The following is a 16776-nucleotide window of genomic DNA, read 5'->3' on the forward strand; positions in this document are numbered from 1 at the left end:
CCTGATGGGCGTAGGGTGGGTGCCGGCAGCCTGGGCCGCCTGGCGATTACTGGGCCTTCTTGTCCTTCTCCGCCTTCCAGGCTTCGAACTCGGCGCGTTCGGCGCGGCGCTCTTCCATCTTCTTCTGGAGATCGTCGAAGGCTTTCTGCTGCTCGGGCTTGAGCTGGGCGCGGATGGCATCGCGGTTCTTGGTTTCGGCGGCCTTGAGCTCCTCCTGCATGGCTTTGCGCTCGGCAGCCGGCAGTTTGTCCAGGTAGCGCTGGGTGATGTCGTGGCGGGACTTCATCTGCTCGCGCATCAGCTTGCCGATTTCATGGCGCTGTTCCTGGGTGAGGTTCAACTCCTTGAACATGTGGCCACCGAAACCGCGCTCATGGCGCGGGCCGCCTTCCGGCATGGCCATGGCCAGGGTCGGCAGGGTAGCGGCGAGCAGCAGGGCGATGAGGGTCTTGCGCATGGTGGTTCTCCTAGTCTCGATTCCGGCCAGTTGCCGGATGTGCCCAGTCTAGGGATGGCAAGGTCAAGGGCAGTCAGCCGTGAGTAAAGCCTGGGTAAAGACGCAGAACCTGCTCACAATCTGCTGCGCGTCGGCCCTGCTGCGTTAAAAGCAGACTCTAGCTTGCGAGATCGTAAACAGGCTCTCAGGCGCTGTAGTAGTAGCCGCGGCTGCGCAGCGCCAGGATGCGTGGTCGGCCGTCCGCATGGGGGCCGAGTTTCTTGCGCAAGTTGCTGACGTGCATGTCCAGGCTTCGGTCGTAAAGGGTCAGCTTGCGGCCCAGGGCGAGTTGCGCCAGTTGCTGCTTGTCCAGCGGTTCGCCGGGCTGGTGCAAGAGGGCTTCGAGCAGGCGGCCTTCGGAAAGGGTGAGGCTGATCTCGTGATTGCCGACGGTGACGATGCCGCGCACCGGGCTGTAGCAGAGGTCGCCCAGTTCAAGCTGGCTGGATTGCGGCGGCGGCTGGGTGCGACGCAGCACGGCGCGCAGGCGGGCGGTGAGTTCGCGGGGGTCGCAGGGCTTGGCCAGGTAGTCGTCGGCGCCCAGTTCCAGGCCGAGGATGCGGTCCAGCGGCTCACCACGGGCGGAGAGCATGAGGACCGGCAGTTCCGGGTGGTCGCTGCGCAGTTGCTTGAGCAGTTCCAGGCCACTGCCATCCGGCAACATCACGTCGAGCACCACGGCAGATGGAGCGTGCTCGGCCAGGGCCGCACGCGCAGATTGGCCATCATGGCAGGCACGGACGTTGAAGCCTTCCTGGCTGAGCCAGCTGATCAGGAGCTCGCAGAGTTCCTGGTCGTCATCGATAAGCAGCAATTCACTCATGGTGCGCTTCAGTTGATCCATTGACGGCGCTGGCGGCGACCACCGCGGGCGGCCAGGCCAGCAAACAGGGAGAGCAGGGCGACGCCACCGCCGACTGCGAACCAGGTCTGCTGTTCGGTCAGAAGGCGTGGCGATTGCGATGCCTGGGCTTCCTTGAGTTGCAGCTTGAGGCGCTGGTTCTCCTGACGCAGGCGGGAGAGCTGGGCATTCTCCCGCTCGCCGCTGGCTGCTTCCAGTTGGGTGCTCAGTTCGTTGCGCTGACGCTCGCTTTCGGCCAGTTGGCGCTGGAGCTGGCCGAGTTGGGCGACCAGGGAGTCGCTTGCGACGGCCGGTGCTGCCGGGGCCGCTGAACGCACGGGGAGAACGTCTTCCGCTGGCGTCCCGTGCTGGGGTTCTTCAGCCAGGGCCAGGCTGCAGAGCAGCGCGGCGGTAAACAGCAGGGGCAATCGACCGACGTGCATGGGAACTCCTTTTTCCTGGCGTGGAACGGCTGAAGGGAATTGGCTTAGGGGAAGACCTGCTTGAAAGGTTTGACCACAACGTCGACGTAGACGCCGGCGGCGCGGTAGGGATCGGCGTCGGCCCAGGCCTTGGCGGCCTCGAGGGAGTCGAACTCGGCAACGATCAGGCTGCCGGTGAAACCCGCGCTGCCCGGGTCAACGCTGTCTACTGCCGGGTGCGGGCCGGCCAGCACGATGCGGCCTTCGGCCTTCAACTGCTCCAGGCGCGCGAGGTGCGCAGGGCGGGCAGCGAGACGGTTTTCCAGGGAATCGGCAACGTCGGTGGCGATGATGGCGTAGAGCATGACAATCCTTATTATTGGGGTTTTTCGGTTTCGCCGTCGTGAAGGTGGCGAGCCAGGTAGACACCCTGGCCGACCAGGAAGAGCACGGTCATGCCGAGGCTGCCGAAGACTTTGAAGTCCACCCAGAACTCGTGGAAGGTGAAGGCTACGAAGAGGTTGGCGCAGCCGCAGACCAGGAAGAATGCGATCCAGGCAAGGTTCAGGCGCACCCAGATGACCTGCGGAAGGCTCAGGGCATGGCCCATCACGCGCTGGATCAGGGGCTTGTCGCCAATGAAGTGACTGCCGGCGAACGCCAGGGCGAAGAGCCAGTTCACCACGGGCGCCTTCCATTTGAGGAAGGTTTCGCTGTGGAAGGCCAGCGTCATGCCACCGAATACCAGGCAGGCCGCCAACGTCAGCCACTGGCCTTTCTCAAGGCGGCGCTGGTGCAGGAAGATCGCGCCGTAGACGATAACCGAGCTGATGATCAGAACCGCGGTAGCGCTGAAAATTCCGCCTAGCATATAGGTATGCCCGGCCAGCTCGATGGCGCGTGGTTCCAGTTTGTAGACGACGAAGAAGAGGATAAGCGGGATGAAGTCGATGAATTGTTTCACGGCGGCAGCCAGAAGCGGGATGTGGCGGCATAATAACAAACCAATCCCCTAGCGAAAGCAGACCCCATGCAGATCGACCTGCATTGCCACAGTACGGCCTCTGACGGTGCTCTGGCGCCCGCGGCCCTCGTCGCCCGCGCTCACGAGCAGGGCGTGCGCCTGCTCGCGTTGACCGACCACGACACCCTCGAAGGCCTGGACGAGGCTCGCAAAGCAGCCGTAGCGCTGGATATGCAGCTGATCAACGGTATCGAACTGTCCTGCACCTGGGGTGGCGCCACCATCCATGTGTTGGGCTACGCCTTCGCTGCCGATGCCCCTGCGTTGCTGGAGGCCATTGCGGACCTCCATCGCGGCCGCTGGTCGCGGGCCGAGGAAATCGCCCGTCGCCTGGCCGCCAAAGGCATGCCGGGTGCCCTGGAGGGTGCCAGGGCGGTGCAGCAGGAGTTGGGTGATAGCGGCAACGCACCGGCACGCCCGCATTTTGCGGAGTTCCTGGTCCGCAATGGCCACGTGCGCGACCGTGCCGAGGCGTTTCGCAAATGGTTAGGGGCCGGCAAGCTGGGCGATGTGAAGCAGCACTGGCCAACCCTGGCCGATGCGGTGGGAACCCTGCGCACCGCGGGTGCCTGGATCAGCCTGGCGCACCCGTGGCAGTACAACTTCACCGGCACCAAGCGGCGCAAGCTGGTGGCGGATTTCATCCAGGCCGGCGGTCACGCGTTGGAAGTGGTGAACGGCCTGCAGCCAGCGGACCAGGTGGGAAGCCTGGCCATACTGGCGCGAGAATTCGGCATGCTGGTCAGTGCCGGTAGTGACTTCCATGCACCCTGCGATTGGTCGGAGCTGGGCATGTACCGACCCTTGCCGGATGATCTGCCGCCGATCTGGGGGCGCTTCCGCCATGCATACAGCCCTATTGCTGCCCTCTGAACAGGGAGATGTCGTGAGTCAATTTTTCCAGATACATCCGGAGAATCCGCAGCCGCGCCTGATCAAGCAAGCGGTGGAGATTGTCAAGGCGGGCGGGGTGATCGTCTATCCCACCGATTCGTCTTACGCTCTGGGATGCCTGATCGGTGACAAGAACGCGGTTGAACGTATTCGCCGACTGCGTCGCCTGGATGAGAAACACAATTTCACCCTGGTGTGCCGCGATCTGTCCGAGATCGGTTTGTTCGCCAAGGTGGATACCGCAGCGTTCCGCCTGATCAAGGCGCATACGCCCGGCCCTTACACTTTTATTCTTAGCGCCACCCGTGAAGTTCCGCGCATGCTGATGCACCCGAAACGGCGCACCATTGGCATGCGGGTACCGGACCACCCCATTGCCCTGGCGTTGCTGGAGCAACTGGGCGCGCCCCTGATGAGCACCAGCCTGATCCTGCCGGGTGAAGAACTGCCGATGAGCGACCCCTACGAGATGCGCCAGATTCTCGAACATCAGGTCGACCTGATCATCGACGGCGGTCACGGCGGCATGGCTGCGTCCACCGTGATCAACCTCTCAGAAGGCGAGCCCGAGGTGGTGCGCGTGGGCTGCGGCGACCCGCAGCCTTTCCTCGACGAGGACTGAGCTCCCCGCTCAAAGCAGGATCGCCACCAGGATTATCACCAGCAGGATGATGATGAAGTCAGTACTGCTGATGTTCCCACCCGCAGGTGCTGCGTTCATTTTTTGCGCAAGCTGGGCGGCTTCCTCATGGGTCAGGGCCTGTGCCCGCGTGCGTGCCGTGGCGGCATCCACGCCCATGGCGCGCATCTGATCCTGAACCTCGGATTGACTGAGGAAGGCGTCGATCCTGTCGTGATCACCGGATTGCTGTTGGGTCGCGATGGCTTCATCGGTGCCGATCATGCCCGCCTGCGCTGTTGTAACCGGCACCAGGCCGAGGCAGACGAACAAGAGGACGGTACTGAAAATCAGGGCGAACAGTTTCATCGGAACCTCCTTGGGCGTTTCGCTCCAGACCTGACCAAGGGCGCTGCGTTGTACTTTTTTAGTCTGGCACATGGTGCTAATTTGCCCGCTTTCCCGCCGACCGGTCCTACCCGATAGGCTTCAACCGAGGGCAGCAGCGCGCAGCGGCCGAGCAACGAGAGGAATACATGCACGAAACGCCGCTAAACGAGTCGCCGGATCCCCAGGCGGGCGCCCAGCAGGAGCTGCCCTTCGCCCTGGTCTACGGCCAGGCGGTGACTGAGCTGCCGCAAGACCTGTATATCCCACCGGATGCGCTGGAAGTCTTCCTCGAGGCCTTCGAAGGCCCTCTCGACCTGCTGCTGTACCTGATCCGCAAGCAGAACATTGACATCCTCGACATCCCGGTCGCGGCCATCACCCACCAGTACATGGCCTACGTCGAGCTGATGAAGTCGGTACGCCTGGAGCTGGCCGCCGAGTACCTGGTCATGGCCGCCATGCTAGCCGAGATCAAGTCGCGCATGCTGCTGCCGCGCTCGAACGAGGCGGAAGAGGAAGAAGACGATCCGCGCGCCGAGCTGATCCGCCGCCTCCAGGAGTACGAACGCTTCAAGGCGGCTGCCGAAGGCATCGATCAACTGCCTCGCGTGGGGCGCGACCTCATTGTTCCGCGCGTGGATGCACCGGACGCGCGAGCGCGCAAGCTGCTGCCTGATGTCGCCCTGGAAGAGGTCCTGCTGTCCATGGCCGAGGTGTTGCGCCGCGCGGATATGTTCGAAAGCCACCAGGTAACCCGTGAGGCGCTGTCCACCCGCGAACGTATGAGCGAGGTGCTGGAAAAGCTCAAGGGCGGGGCTTTCGTACCTTTCGTCGTGCTGTTCACGGTCGAGGAAGGTCGTCTTGGCGTCGTGGTCACCTTCATGGCGGTGCTGGAGCTGATCAAGGAACAGCTGGTTGAACTGGTGCAGAATGAGCCATTTGCCCCCATTCACGTTCGGGCGCGAGCCGAGTAGATGAACCTCAACGATCCCAAGGAACTTGCGTCGCTGCTGGAAGCTTTCCTCCTGGCGTCCGGCAAGCCTCTGTCGCTGGAGCGCCTGGCCGAACTCTTCGAAGAGGCCGAGCGCCCCGAGCTGTCGGTGATCCGTTCGGCCCTGGCCATCCTCGCCAAAAGTTGCGAGAAACGTGCGTTCGAACTGCGCGAGGTTGCCTCTGGCTACCGTCTGCAGATTCGCGAGCGTTTCTCGCCCTGGGTTGGCCGGCTCTGGGAGGAGCGGCCGCAGCGCTACTCGCGCGCGATGCTGGAGACCCTGGCCCTGGTGGCCTATCGGCAGCCCATTACCCGTGGCGAAATCGAGGATATTCGCGGTGTTGCGGTCAATAGCCAGATCGTCAAGACACTGTTGGAGCGGGAGTGGATTCGGGTGGTCGGCTATCGCGACGTACCCGGAAAACCGGCCATGTTCGCCACCACGCGCGCATTTCTCGACCACTTCAACCTGAAGAGCCTGGAAGAGCTCCCGCCGTTGGCCGCCCTGCGTGAGCTGGAACCCGAGCCGGTGCTGGAGCTGGACGACGGCGATGCGCCAGTGCCCGAAGGGTTGCAGGCCCGTGCGGACGCCGAACAGCTTGCCGAGCCGCGCGTGGAAACCAGTTTCCGCTCCCTGCTGGCCGAGCTCGACACCATGGAAGAGGGTCTGAAGACCGACTTCGACGATCTGCTGCTCGATGAGGCCGACGAAGCGGAAGCCGTTATTGCCGAAGCCGACGACGAGTCGCTTCCGGACGAAACCCTGCATTGACACCACCGGTCAGCGGACAGGCTGACGCCGGGCCTTTGCTCAACTAGCCTCAGTGCCAGCGGCCGCGTATGATGCGCGGCCTTTTACTGCTACACCGGGAGGTGCCCAGATGAGTGACGTCGAATACAGCCCCACAGGGGAAAAGCTGCAGAAGGTCCTGGCCCGTATGGGGCTGGCTTCTCGCCGCGATATAGAGGCCTGGATCACTGAAGGCCGAGTGAAGGTCAACGGCGAAGCCGCCACCCTTGGTCAGCGCGTCGACAGCCATGACGCCATCAGCGTCGATGGTCGTCTGCTCAAGCGCGAAGAAGAAGTCGAGAGCGTCCGCCGCGTACTGATCTACAACAAGCCCGAAGGCGAAGTCTGCACCCGCGACGACCCGGAAGGCCGTCCCACGGTGTTCGAGCGCCTGCCGCGCCTGAAGGCCGGCCGTTGGATCAACGTCGGTCGCCTGGACATCAACACCACCGGCCTGCTGCTGTTCACCACTGACGGTGAACTGGCCAACCGCCTGATGCACCCCTCCTACGAGATGGACCGCGAGTACGCCGTGCGCGTGCGCGGCGAAGTCACCGAGGAGATGCTGGAGAACCTCAAGCAGGGCGTGATGCTGGATGACGGCCCTGCGAAGTTCACCGACATCAAGGAAGCGCCGGGTGGTGAAGGCTTCAACCACTGGTACCACTGCGTGGTGATGGAAGGCCGTAACCGTGAAGTGCGTCGTCTCTGGGAATCCCAGGGGTTGGTGGTCAGTCGCTTGAAGCGCGTGCGCTTCGGCCCGGTATTCATCACCTCCGACCTGACCATGGGTCGCTGGCGTGAGATGGGCCAGAACGAGGTGGATATCCTCAGCACTGAAGTCGGTCTGAAGCCTGTGGCTCTTCCGGCCATGAAGGGCAAGTTCCGCGAGAAGCTGGATCGCCTGCAGCGCAAGTCGGCCAAGCCGGTGGGCGCTCGTGGTCCGCGCAGCGAAGGTGGCGAGCGTCCGGCTCGTGGCCCGCGCAGCGAAGGTGGCGAGCGTCCGGCTCGTGGCCCGCGCAGCGAAGGTGGGGAGCGTCCGGCTCGTGGCCCGCGCAGCGAAGGTGGCGAACGCCCGGCCCGTGCTCCTCGCCGCGATGGCGACGAGCGTCCGGCTCGGGGTCCTCGCCGTGACGGTGATGAACGTCCTGCCCGCGCTCCGCGTGGCACGCCGGTAGCTGATCGTCCGCGTGACGAGAACAAGAAGCGCCCGGCCAAGTCTCACGGTGAGCGTCCGGCCGTGGAACTGGCGGACCGTCCGACTCGCAAGCCCCAGCGTCCACCGCACAAGCGCAGCGGTCCGGCGGGTGGCGAAGGTCAGCGTCCGGGCTTCGGTCGCAAGCGCTGATTCAAGGCAGAATGAAGAAGGGGCTCTCATGAGCCCCTTTTTACTGTCTGCTTCTCTGTGCGAACTCGTTCGCGACTGGCTACAAGGTACCTCAGCCGGCCATGGAGAGGCGGTTGCGGCCTTCGCGCTTGGCCACGTAGAGCGCGTTGTCCGCACGGCGTAGCAAGCTCTCTACGGATTCCGCCGGCAGAAGCGTGGCGCAGCCGAGGCTGATCGAGAGGTCCAAGGGGTGACCCTGCACCAGGTATTGCAGTTCAAGGATGCCCAGGCGCAGGCGTTCACCTACCAGGGCGGCGGCTTCGCGGCAGGTGCCTGAGAGCAGTACGAGGAATTCCTCTCCGCCGAAGCGGAACACCATATCAACGTTGCGCAGGCGTGCCTTGAGCGTGTTGGCGACGGCTTTCAGGACTTCATCGCCGGTGCCATGGCCGTATTCGTCGTTGATGCGCTTGAAGTGATCAATGTCCAGCATCAGTACCGACAGCGGCTGCAGATTGCGTCGGGCGAGGTCCACTTCACGCTGAAGGGTCTGCTCCATGGCGATGCGATTGCCCGTGTCGGTCAGCGGGTCGCGCAGGGCGCTCTGGATCGCGGCACGGTAGAGCAGGGCGTTGCGCAGCGGAAAGAGCAAAGTGGCGAGCAGGGATTCCAGCTGGTTCAGTTCCTGTTCGTCGAAGCGCTGGTTGCGCCGGAAAATCAGTTCGCCCAGGTACTCACCTTCATGGGTCAGGCGATAGCCGGCGGAGTGGCTGGAGCGGCTGCCGTACTCGAGACGTAGGTCACTGCTCTGGTGCTGGTAAGCCAGGGCGTCGAGGGCAACCAGGCGCTGCACTTCGCTGAAGAACAGGCTGACGATGCGCTCCACCTCCAGGCTGGTCTGCAGTTGCAGATTCAACTGGCGACGCAGCTCCGCCAGGCTGAGGGGGCGCAACTTGGGCTGGCGGTTACCGGAGAAACCGAGGCGCTGCAGCTTGGCGGCGTCAAAATCGATGGTGTTGGACTGTGTGGGAGGAACCATGGAGTTGAACCTCTGACGCAAATTGCGACGACACCAGGCATGGAGCTATTTTCGTGCCAGGAGTTCGTTGATTATAAAAAATCATTTAATTTCAATTGCTTAGCTGTTGTCTGTCGGCTTGCGAGGCAAGCCTTTGCCGGGTTAATGGCGAAACAGTGGCAATGTGATGCCGTTCACAGGAAAGGTCGCCGGAAATCTGGCGAAGGCTGCGGCGGTCGGATGACCGCCGCGGAGGGAAGTCATTGCGCGTCGAAAGCCTGGCCGTTCACTCCAGCGCTGTCCGGCCCCATGAGATAGAGGTAGACCGGCATGATCTCGGCGGGTTCCGGATTGTTGTCAGGGTTTTCACCTGGATAGGCCTGGGCGCGCATATCAGTGCGCGTCGCGCCGGGGTTGATGCTGTTGGCACGTACGCTGGCGATGCCGTCCACTTCGTCGGCCAGGACCTGCATCAGGCCTTCGGTGGCGAACTTGGACACCGCATAGGCGCCCCAATAGGCCCGTCCTTTGCGGCCAACGCTACTGGAGGTGAAGATCACCGAGGCGTCCTTGGACAGCTTCAGAAGCGGCAGCAGGGTGCTGGTCAGCATGAACATGGCGTTGACGTTGACTTGCATGACGCGCATGAAGTTGTCGCCCGAGAGCTGCTCGATGGGGGTGCGGGGGCCAAGGATCGAGGCGTTGTGCAGCACGCCGTCGATGCGTCCGAACTCCGTCTCCAGGGTTGCTGCCAGTTCGTCGTACTGGTGCGGCTGGGCGGTTTCCAGGTTGAAGGGGATCACCGCGGGTTGCGGGTGGCCGGCGGCCTCGATCTCGTCGTAGACGGCGTTCAGGCTGGCCTCGGTCTTGCCCAGCAGTAGCACGGTGGCGCCGTGAGCGGCAAAGGTCTTGGCGGCCGCTGCGCCGATGCCGCGGCCGGCTCCGGTGATCAGAATGACCCGGTCCTTGAGCAAGTCGGGGCGGGCGGAATACTGGAACATGTGAATCTCCTTCGGGGCGCTGCCGGTGTCAGCAGCTGCACAGCGCGCGGTCGAGCACGGCGCGCAATTCGAGCGGGTGGTCGACTACTACATCGGCGCCCCAGTGGGCGGGGTTGTCGCTTGGGTGGATATAGCCGTAGCTGACCGCCGCGGTGCGGGTGCCGGCGGCGCGGCCGGACTCGATGTCGCGAAGGTCGTCACCGACGAAGAGCACACTGGCCGGGTCCAGGTTCAGCTTGCTGCAAGCCAGCAGCAGCATTTCCGGGTCCGGCTTGCTGTTCTTCACGTGATCGGGGCAGATCAGCACGGCGGAGCGCCCGGCCAGGCCGAGCTGCTCCATGATCGGCTCGGCGTAGCGTACCGGCTTGTTGGTCACTACGCCCCAGATCAGCTTGGCTTGCTCGATATCCGCCAGCAGTTGGTCGATGCCGTCGAAGGGGCGGGTGAGCACTGCGCAGTGGCTCTGGTAGCGCTCCAGGAACTCCAGGCGCAGGGGCTCGAGCTGCGGGTCCTCCGGGTCCATCTCGAAGGTGATGGCGACCATGGCGCGGGCGCCGCCGGAGACCACGTCGCGGATCAGCTTTTTGTCCAGGGGGGGCAGGCCGCGTTCGGTGCGCATGGCCTGGCAGATGGCGATGAAATCGGGCGCCGAGTCGAGCAGGGTGCCGTCCATATCGAAAAGTACCGCTTGAAGGCGCATGCCGGTCACTCCTCGCGCAGGGTCTGGATCATGTAGTTGACGTCGACGTCGCCTTCCAGCTTGTAGTGCTTGGTCAGCGGGTTGTAGGTCAGGCCGATGATGTCTTTCACCTGCAGGCCTGCGACGCGGCTCCAGGCGCCGAGCTCGGAGGGGCGGATGAATTTCTTGAAGTCGTGGGTGCCGCGCGGCAGCAGGCCCATGATGTACTCGGCGCCGACGATGGCGAAGAGGTAAGCCTTGGGGTTGCGGTTGATGGTGGAGAAGAACACCTGGCCGCCCGGCTTGACCAGGGTGTAGCAGGCGCGGATCACCGAAGCCGGATCGGGCACGTGCTCAAGCATTTCCATGCAGGTGACCACGTCGAACTGACCGGGCATCTCGGCGGCCAGGCCTTCAGCCGTGATGCGGCGGTATTCGACCGGTACGCCGGATTCCAGTTGGTGCAGTTGGGCGACCGCCAGCGGGGCTTCGCCCATGTCGATGCCGGTAACGGTGGCGCCACGCTGCGCCATCGATTCGCTGAGGATGCCGCCGCCGCACCCGACATCCAGCACCTTCTTGCCGGCCAGCTTGACGCGCTCGTCAATCCAGTTGACCCGCAGGGGGTTGATGTCGTGCAGGGGTTTGAACTCGCTCTCGCGGTCCCACCAGCGGTGGGCGAGGGCCTCGAACTTGGCGATTTCGACGTGATCGACGTTGGTCATGGGATGTCCTCGAAACAGAATTCAGCGGCCGGCGATGCGATCGCCCCAGGCGCGGGCAGTGGCGCCCAGGCGCTCTTCGTCCAGGCGCGTCAGGCGGCCGTCGTCCAGCAGTTGCCTGCCGTCGACCCAGAGGTGCCGCACCGAGTCGCGCCCGGTGGCATAGATAAGTTGGGAAACCGGGTCGTAGACCGGTTGCTGGGCGAGCCCGGAGAGGTCGAAGGCCACCACGTCGGCGGCTTTGCCTACTTCCAGGGAGCCAGTGTCCTGGTCGATTCCCAAGGCGCGTGCGCCGTTGAGGGTGGCCATGCGCAAGGCGCGATGGGCATCCAGGGCGCTGGCCGAGCCGGACACGGCCTTGGCCAGGAGGGCCGCAGTGCGGGTTTCGCCTAGCAGGTCCAGGTCATTGTTGCTGGCTGCGCCATCAGTGCCAACGGCGACATTAACGCCGGCCTGCCAGAGGCGTTCCACTGGGCAGAATCCGCTGGCCAGCTTGAGATTGGATTCCGGGCAGTGGATCACGTTGCTGTTGCTTTCCACCAGCAGGGCAATGTCCGCGTCATCTACCTGGGTCATGTGCACGGCCTGGAAGCGCGGGCCGAGAAGGCCGAGGCGTGCAAGGCGTGCCATCGGACGCTCGCCGCGCAGGTCCAGGCTTTGCTGGACCTCGAAGGCGGTTTCCTGGACATGCATATGAATGCCGGCGTCCAGTTCTTCGGCGAGTACGCGGATATCCTCGAGCTTGTCGTCACTGACGCTATAAGGTGCGTGGGGGCCGAAGGCGACCTTGATGCGCGGGTGGTGCTTGAGATCGCTGAACAGCTCGACGCCTCGACGGATTGCTTCGGCTGCGTCGACGGCGCCCGGGATGGGGAAGTCCAGCACCGGGATCGCCAGTTGGGCCTTGATTCCGGCGGTATGGATGGCAGAACTGGCCTGGGCCGGGAAGAAATACATGTCGGAGAAGCAACTGATGCCGCCCTTGATCTGCTCGGCCACGGCCAGTTCGGTACCGTCTCGGACAAATGTCTCATTGACCCACTTGGCCTCGGCGGGCCAGATGTGTTCCTGTAGCCAGGTCATCAGCGGCAGGTCGTCGGCCAGTCCGCGGAACAGGGTCATCGCGGCATGGCCGTGGGCGTTGATCAGGCCGGGAGCCAGCAGCATGCCCGGCAGTTCGCGGCGCTCACGGGCGTTAGCGCGCAGCGCTACGTCTCTGGGTGCGAGCAGGGCGATACGACCGTCGCGAATGCCCAGCGCATGATCCCGCAGGACCACGCCGGCAGGCTCTACCGGAACTATCCAGGACGGGAGCAGTAGCAGATCGAGCGGGGCGTTGGGGCTGGGCATGGAGGCGCATCCTGGGCGCAAAATGAAGTGGCGGCAGTATACCCGAGCCAGATAGGCTCCGGCTCGCTATAATCTGCGGTTTTTCCGCGAGTTACGGGTGGCGAGGTGGGCGATGCGTGAACAACTGTTAGCAGCCGAGAAGGTCAAGGCCATCGACTGGCGTGACGGCGTGCTCCACCTGCTCGACCAGCGTTTGCTGCCGGCTGAAGAGGTCTGGCTGGCCTACGAATCCGCTGAAGGCGTGGCCCAGGCCATTCGCCAGATGGTGGTTCGCGGCGCGCCAGCCATTGGAATCAGTGCTGCCTACGGTGTCGTACTTGGCGCGCAGGCACGCATCGCAGCTGGTGGCGACTGGCGCGAGGCGCTGGAAGCCGACTTCAAGGTCCTGGCCGAGTCCCGGCCGACTGCGGTCAACCTCTTCTGGGCGCTGAACCGTATGCGTGAGCGCCTGGAGCGCGTGCGTGACGGCGAAACACCGCTGCAGGCGCTGGAGGCTGAGGCCATTTCCATCCATCTGAGCGATCGGGAAGCCAACCTGACCATGGCCCAGCTCGGTATGGAGCTGATTCGCAAGCACCAGGGGAGTCCCCAGGCGTTGCTGACCCACTGCAATACGGGGGCGCTGGCGACGGGCGGTTTCGGCACCGCCCTCGGGGTGATTCGTGCGGCGCACCTGGATGGCTTGGTGGAGCGGGTCTACGCCGATGAAACACGCCCCTGGCTGCAGGGCGCACGACTGACTGCCTGGGAGCTGGCCAACGAAGGCGTGCCGGTGAGTCTCAATGCGGACGCCGCCGCAGCGCACCTGATGAAGACTGCCGGTATTACCTGGGTCATCGTCGGTGCCGACCGCATCACCGCCAATGGCGATGTGGCCAACAAGATCGGCACCTACCAGTTGGCAGTCAACGCCATGCACCATGGCGTGCGCTTCATGGTGGTGGCGCCCAGCTCCACCATTGATATGTCGCTGGAAAGCGGGGACGACATCCCGATCGAGGAACGTGATGGCTCAGAGCTGCTGGATCTGGGCGGCCGCCGTATTGCGGCGGAAGTGCATGCGGTCAATCCGGTTTTCGATGTGACTCCTGCCGATCTGATCGATGCCATCGTGACCGAGAAGGGTGTGGTCGAGCGTCCTGACGCAGCCAAGATGGCTCAACTGATGTGCCGCAAGCGCCTGCATTGAGCCGTCGGTGCGACGTTTTCACCCTGCCGGCAGGCCGCCCGGCGGGGTAGGTGCAAGACGGTGACTATGGTAAGCTCCGGCAGTTATTGCCGCCCCTCCATTGAGGCGGCCCAATTGCACAGATCCTTGGCTTAACTCGTTGATTTGTCGTGAGTCGCTGCAGCATCTGGCCGCAGTGGCGAGCTTCGCGCCGCTCAGGACGAGCGGGGCGGAGTTTCATCAGAAAAAGGAACCAGGCTTCTCATGGGCGAACTGGCCAAAGAAATCCTCCCGGTCAATATCGAAGACGAGCTGAAACAGTCCTACCTCGACTACGCGATGAGCGTGATCGTCGGGCGCGCCCTGCCGGATGCGCGCGACGGTCTCAAGCCGGTGCACCGTCGCGTCCTCTATGCGATGAGCGAGCTGGGCAACGACTGGAACAAACCCTACAAGAAGTCCGCCCGTGTGGTGGGTGACGTCATCGGTAAGTACCACCCGCACGGCGACACCGCGGTCTACGACACCATCGTTCGTATGGCCCAGCCGTTCTCGCTGCGCTACATGCTGGTGGATGGCCAGGGCAACTTCGGTTCGGTCGACGGCGACAACGCTGCGGCCATGCGATACACCGAAGTGCGCATGTCCAAACTGGCCCACGAACTCCTGGCCGACCTGGACAAGGAAACCGTGGACTGGGTGCCCAACTACGACGGCACCGAGCAAATCCCCGCGGTCATGCCGACCAAGGTCCCGAACCTGCTGGTCAACGGTTCCAGCGGTATCGCTGTGGGCATGGCGACCAACATCCCGCCGCACAACCTCAGCGAAGTCATCGACGGTTGCCTGGCGCTGATGGATAACTCCGAGCTCACGGTGGATGAGCTGATGCAGTACATCCCGGGCCCGGACTTCCCCACGGCAGGCATCATCAACGGCCGCGCCGGCATCATCGAGGCGTACCGCACCGGCCGTGGCCGCATCTATATACGTGCCCGCGCCGAAGTCGAGGACATGGAAAAGGGCGGCGGCCGCCAGCAGATCGTGGTCACCGAACTGCCCTACCAGCTGAACAAGGCGCGTCTGATCGAGAAGATCGCCGAGCTGGTCAAGGAGAAGAAGCTCGAAGGCATCACCGAACTGCGCGACGAATCCGACAAGGATGGCATGCGCGTGGTGATCGAGCTGCGCCGTGGCGAAGTGGGCGAGGTGATCCTCAACAACCTCTACGCCCAGACCCAGATGCAGAGCGTCTTCGGTATCAACGTCGTGGCCCTGGTGGATGGCCAGCCGCGCACGATGAACCTGAAGGACATGCTCGAAGTGTTCATCCGTCACCGCCGTGAAGTGGTGACCCGTCGTACCGTTTACGAACTGCGCAAGGCACGTGAACGCGGCCACATCCTCGAAGGCCAGGCAGTCGCCCTGTCCAACATCGACCCGGTGATCGAGCTGATCAAGAGCTCGCCGACTCCGGCCGAGGCCAAGGAACGCCTGATCGCTACCGCTTGGGAGTCCAGCGCGGTGGAAGCCATGGTCGAGCGCGCCGGTGCCGATTCCTGCCGTCCGGAAGACCTGGACCCGCAGTACGGCCTGCGCGAAGGCAAGTACTACTTATCCCCCGAACAGGCCCAGGCCATCCTGGAACTGCGCCTGCACCGCCTGACCGGCCTGGAGCATGAAAAGCTGCTGGCCGAGTACCAGGAAATCCTCACCCTGATCGGTGAGCTGATCCGCATCCTCACCAACCCTGAGCGCCTGATGGAAGTCATCCGCGAAGAGCTGGAGAAGGTGAAGGCCGAGTTCGGCGACGCCCGCCGTACCGAGATCGTCGCGTCCCAGGTGGACCTGACCATCGCCGACCTGATTACCGAAGAAGAACGCGTCGTCACCATTTCCCATGGCGGCTATGCCAAGTCCCAGCCGTTGGCCACCTACCAGGCCCAACGTCGTGGCGGCAAGGGCAAGTCGGCCACCGGCGTGAAGGACGAGGACTACATCGAACACCTGCTGGTCGCCAACAGCCACGCCACACTCCTGCTGTTCTCCAGCAAGGGCAAGGTGTACTGGTTGCGCACCTTCGAAATTCCGGAAGCCTCGCGTACCGCGCGTGGCCGTCCGCTGGTCAACCTGCTGCCGCTGGATGAGGGCGAGCGCATCACCGCCATGCTCCAGATCGACCTGGAAGCCCTGCAGCAGAGCGCAGGTGCCGAGGAAGACCTGGAAGAGAGCGAAGGCGTGGTGATCGAAGGCGAAATCGTCGAAGCCGAAGGTGGCGACGACGAAGGCGCCGACCTCGACGACGAGCAGGACGAGCCCACCGGCGCCTACATCTTCATGGCTACCGCCTTCGGTACCGTGAAGAAGACCCCGCTGGTGCAGTTCAGCAAACCGCGTACCAGTGGCCTGATCGCCCTGAAACTGGAAGAGGGAGACACCCTGATCGCCGCTGCTATCACCGACGGCGCGAAGGAAGTCATGCTCTTCTCCGACGGCGGCAAGGTCATTCGCTTCAAGGAAAAATACGTCCGCACCATGGGTCGTACTGCCCGTGGCGTGCGCGGCATGCGCCTGCCGGAAGGCCAGAGCCTGATCTCCATGCTGATCCCGGAAGCGGGCGCGCAGATCCTCTCTGCCTCCGAGCGTGGCTACGGCAAGCGTACCCCGCTGGAAGACTACCCGCGTCGCGGTCGTGGCGGCCAGGGCGTGATCGCCATGGTCACCAACGAGCGCAACGGCAAGCTGGTGGGCGCCGTACAGGTGCAGGACGGCGAAGAGATCATGCTGATTTCCGACCAGGGCACCCTGGTGCGTACCCGCGTGGACGAAGTCTCCAGCTCCAGCCGTAATACCCAGGGCGTCACCCTGATCAAGCTGGCCAAGGACGAGACCCTGGTCGGCCTGGAACGCGTCCAGGAGCCGTCTGGTGTCGACGAGGGCGAAGAGCTGGAGGAAGGCGAAGAGCAGACCGTTGACGTCGTGGCCGATGCCCAGGCGGATGACGTTCAGCAGGACGACGTTCCGCCGGCTGGCGACGAGTAATA

18 protein-coding genes are annotated in these 16776 nt (G+C 63.7%); 7 read left to right on the plus strand and 11 right to left on the minus strand.

What is annotated here, in order from left to right; all coding sequences use genetic code 11:
- Positions 1-46: 46 nt before the first annotated feature.
- From G559_RS0101800 to G559_RS0101820, 5 genes are all read right to left on the minus strand, one after another.
- Complete coding sequence (locus G559_RS0101800) at positions 47-457, minus strand: Spy/CpxP family protein refolding chaperone (RefSeq protein WP_028626605.1); 411 nt, start codon at positions 455-457, stop codon at positions 47-49.
- A 184-nt stretch (positions 458-641) separates the two neighbouring features.
- Positions 642-1319 carry a response regulator transcription factor gene (locus tag G559_RS0101805; protein WP_028626606.1) on the minus strand — a complete coding sequence of 226 codons (678 nt, stop codon included), beginning with the start codon at positions 1317-1319 and terminating at the stop codon, positions 642-644.
- 8 nt (positions 1320-1327) lie between these two features.
- Complete coding sequence (locus tag G559_RS0101810) at positions 1328-1780, minus strand: hypothetical protein (protein WP_028626607.1); 453 nt, start codon at positions 1778-1780, stop codon at positions 1328-1330.
- Positions 1781-1824: 44 nt separating this feature from the next.
- Positions 1825-2124 carry a YciI family protein gene (locus G559_RS0101815; protein WP_028626608.1) on the minus strand — a complete coding sequence of 100 codons (300 nt, stop codon included), beginning with the start codon at positions 2122-2124 and terminating at the stop codon, positions 1825-1827.
- A gap of 11 nt (positions 2125-2135) precedes the next feature.
- A complete protein-coding gene (locus G559_RS0101820; protein WP_028626609.1) occupies positions 2136-2723 on the minus strand; it encodes a septation protein A in 588 nt (195 codons plus the stop codon).
- A 66-nt stretch (positions 2724-2789) separates the two neighbouring features.
- Here G559_RS0101820 and G559_RS0101825 point away from each other — a divergent pair, with 66 nt between their 5' ends.
- Entirely contained in the window at positions 2790-3656 is an 867-nt protein-coding gene (locus G559_RS0101825) for a PHP domain-containing protein (protein WP_028626610.1), read from the plus strand.
- Between the two features lie 13 nt (positions 3657-3669).
- A complete protein-coding gene (locus G559_RS0101830; RefSeq protein ID WP_028626611.1) occupies positions 3670-4299 on the plus strand; it encodes an L-threonylcarbamoyladenylate synthase in 630 nt (209 codons plus the stop codon).
- Positions 4300-4308: 9 nt separating this feature from the next.
- On the opposite strand, the gene G559_RS0101835 is transcribed toward G559_RS0101830, so the two are convergent.
- Positions 4309-4665: a PA2779 family protein gene (locus G559_RS0101835; protein WP_028626612.1), complete on the minus strand. Its 357-nt coding sequence runs from the start codon at positions 4663-4665 to the stop codon at positions 4309-4311.
- 167 nt (positions 4666-4832) lie between these two features.
- Between G559_RS0101835 and G559_RS0101840 the strand changes: the two genes are divergently transcribed.
- The 3 genes from G559_RS0101840 (at position 4833) to rluB (ending at position 7815) form a co-directional block, all read left to right on the plus strand.
- Positions 4833-5660, plus strand: a complete 828-nt coding sequence (locus tag G559_RS0101840; RefSeq protein WP_028626613.1) for a segregation and condensation protein A — start codon at positions 4833-4835, stop codon at positions 5658-5660.
- Positions 5661-6449, plus strand: coding sequence for an SMC-Scp complex subunit ScpB (gene scpB, locus G559_RS0101845; protein ID WP_028626614.1), 789 nt, complete (start codon positions 5661-5663; stop codon positions 6447-6449).
- Between the two features lie 109 nt (positions 6450-6558).
- The gene (gene rluB, locus G559_RS0101850) at positions 6559-7815 is read left to right on the plus strand and encodes a 23S rRNA pseudouridine(2605) synthase RluB (RefSeq protein ID WP_028626615.1); all 1257 of its coding nucleotides are present in this window, start codon (positions 6559-6561) and stop codon (positions 7813-7815) included.
- A 91-nt stretch (positions 7816-7906) separates the two neighbouring features.
- Here rluB and G559_RS0101855 read toward each other — a convergent pair whose 3' ends face one another.
- From G559_RS0101855 to G559_RS0101875, 5 genes are all read right to left on the minus strand, one after another.
- Positions 7907-8833: a GGDEF domain-containing protein gene (locus G559_RS0101855; RefSeq protein WP_028626616.1), complete on the minus strand. Its 927-nt coding sequence runs from the start codon at positions 8831-8833 to the stop codon at positions 7907-7909.
- Positions 8834-9072: 239 nt separating this feature from the next.
- Complete coding sequence (locus G559_RS0101860) at positions 9073-9813, minus strand: YciK family oxidoreductase (RefSeq protein WP_028626617.1); 741 nt, start codon at positions 9811-9813, stop codon at positions 9073-9075.
- A 28-nt stretch (positions 9814-9841) separates the two neighbouring features.
- Complete coding sequence (gene mupP, locus G559_RS0101865; RefSeq protein ID WP_028626618.1) at positions 9842-10513, minus strand: N-acetylmuramic acid 6-phosphate phosphatase MupP; 672 nt, start codon at positions 10511-10513, stop codon at positions 9842-9844.
- A gap of 5 nt (positions 10514-10518) precedes the next feature.
- Positions 10519-11217, minus strand: coding sequence for a bifunctional 2-polyprenyl-6-hydroxyphenol methylase/3-demethylubiquinol 3-O-methyltransferase UbiG (ubiG, locus tag G559_RS0101870; protein ID WP_028626619.1), 699 nt, complete (start codon positions 11215-11217; stop codon positions 10519-10521).
- A gap of 21 nt (positions 11218-11238) precedes the next feature.
- Complete coding sequence (locus G559_RS0101875; protein ID WP_028626620.1) at positions 11239-12564, minus strand: TRZ/ATZ family hydrolase; 1326 nt, start codon at positions 12562-12564, stop codon at positions 11239-11241.
- Between the two features lie 112 nt (positions 12565-12676).
- On the opposite strand from G559_RS0101875, the gene mtnA reads away from it, so the two are divergent.
- Both mtnA and gyrA read left to right on the plus strand, forming a co-directional pair.
- A complete protein-coding gene (gene mtnA, locus G559_RS0101880; protein ID WP_028626621.1) occupies positions 12677-13753 on the plus strand; it encodes an S-methyl-5-thioribose-1-phosphate isomerase in 1077 nt (358 codons plus the stop codon).
- 243 nt (positions 13754-13996) lie between these two features.
- On the plus strand, positions 13997-16774 hold the full coding sequence (gene gyrA, locus G559_RS0101885; RefSeq protein ID WP_028626622.1) for a DNA gyrase subunit A: 2778 nt from the start codon (positions 13997-13999) through the stop codon (positions 16772-16774).
- Positions 16775-16776 lie beyond the last annotated feature (2 nt).

Origin of the sequence: Metapseudomonas resinovorans DSM 21078, assembly GCF_000423545.1 — a bacterium.
Taxonomy (GTDB): domain Bacteria; phylum Pseudomonadota; class Gammaproteobacteria; order Pseudomonadales; family Pseudomonadaceae; genus Metapseudomonas; species Metapseudomonas resinovorans.

Excerpts from the sequence above, each read along its gene's own strand:
- mupP (WP_028626618.1), bottom strand. The coding sequence starts at position 10,513 with ATGCGCCTTCAAGCGGTACTTTTCGATATGGACGGCACCCTGCTCGAC.
- G559_RS0101835 (WP_028626612.1), bottom strand. The coding sequence starts at position 4,665 with ATGAAACTGTTCGCCCTGATTTTCAGTACCGTCCTCTTGTTCGTCTGC.
- G559_RS0101860 (WP_028626617.1), bottom strand. The coding sequence starts at position 9,813 with ATGTTCCAGTATTCCGCCCGCCCCGACTTGCTCAAGGACCGGGTCATT.
- scpB (WP_028626614.1), top strand. The coding sequence starts at position 5,661 with ATGAACCTCAACGATCCCAAGGAACTTGCGTCGCTGCTGGAAGCTTTC.
- G559_RS0101805 (WP_028626606.1), bottom strand. The coding sequence starts at position 1,319 with ATGAGTGAATTGCTGCTTATCGATGACGACCAGGAACTCTGCGAGCTC.
- mtnA (WP_028626621.1), top strand. The coding sequence starts at position 12,677 with ATGCGTGAACAACTGTTAGCAGCCGAGAAGGTCAAGGCCATCGACTGG.
- ubiG (WP_028626619.1), bottom strand. The coding sequence starts at position 11,217 with ATGACCAACGTCGATCACGTCGAAATCGCCAAGTTCGAGGCCCTCGCC.
- G559_RS0101840 (WP_028626613.1), top strand. The coding sequence starts at position 4,833 with ATGCACGAAACGCCGCTAAACGAGTCGCCGGATCCCCAGGCGGGCGCC.
- G559_RS0101825 (WP_028626610.1), top strand. The coding sequence starts at position 2,790 with ATGCAGATCGACCTGCATTGCCACAGTACGGCCTCTGACGGTGCTCTG.
- gyrA (WP_028626622.1), top strand. The coding sequence starts at position 13,997 with ATGGGCGAACTGGCCAAAGAAATCCTCCCGGTCAATATCGAAGACGAG.
- G559_RS0101875 (WP_028626620.1), bottom strand. The coding sequence starts at position 12,564 with ATGCCCAGCCCCAACGCCCCGCTCGATCTGCTACTGCTCCCGTCCTGG.
- G559_RS0101815 (WP_028626608.1), bottom strand. The coding sequence starts at position 2,124 with ATGCTCTACGCCATCATCGCCACCGACGTTGCCGATTCCCTGGAAAAC.
- G559_RS0101810 (WP_028626607.1), bottom strand. The coding sequence starts at position 1,780 with ATGCACGTCGGTCGATTGCCCCTGCTGTTTACCGCCGCGCTGCTCTGC.
- G559_RS0101855 (WP_028626616.1), bottom strand. The coding sequence starts at position 8,833 with ATGGTTCCTCCCACACAGTCCAACACCATCGATTTTGACGCCGCCAAG.
- rluB (WP_028626615.1), top strand. The coding sequence starts at position 6,559 with ATGAGTGACGTCGAATACAGCCCCACAGGGGAAAAGCTGCAGAAGGTC.
- G559_RS0101800 (WP_028626605.1), bottom strand. The coding sequence starts at position 457 with ATGCGCAAGACCCTCATCGCCCTGCTGCTCGCCGCTACCCTGCCGACC.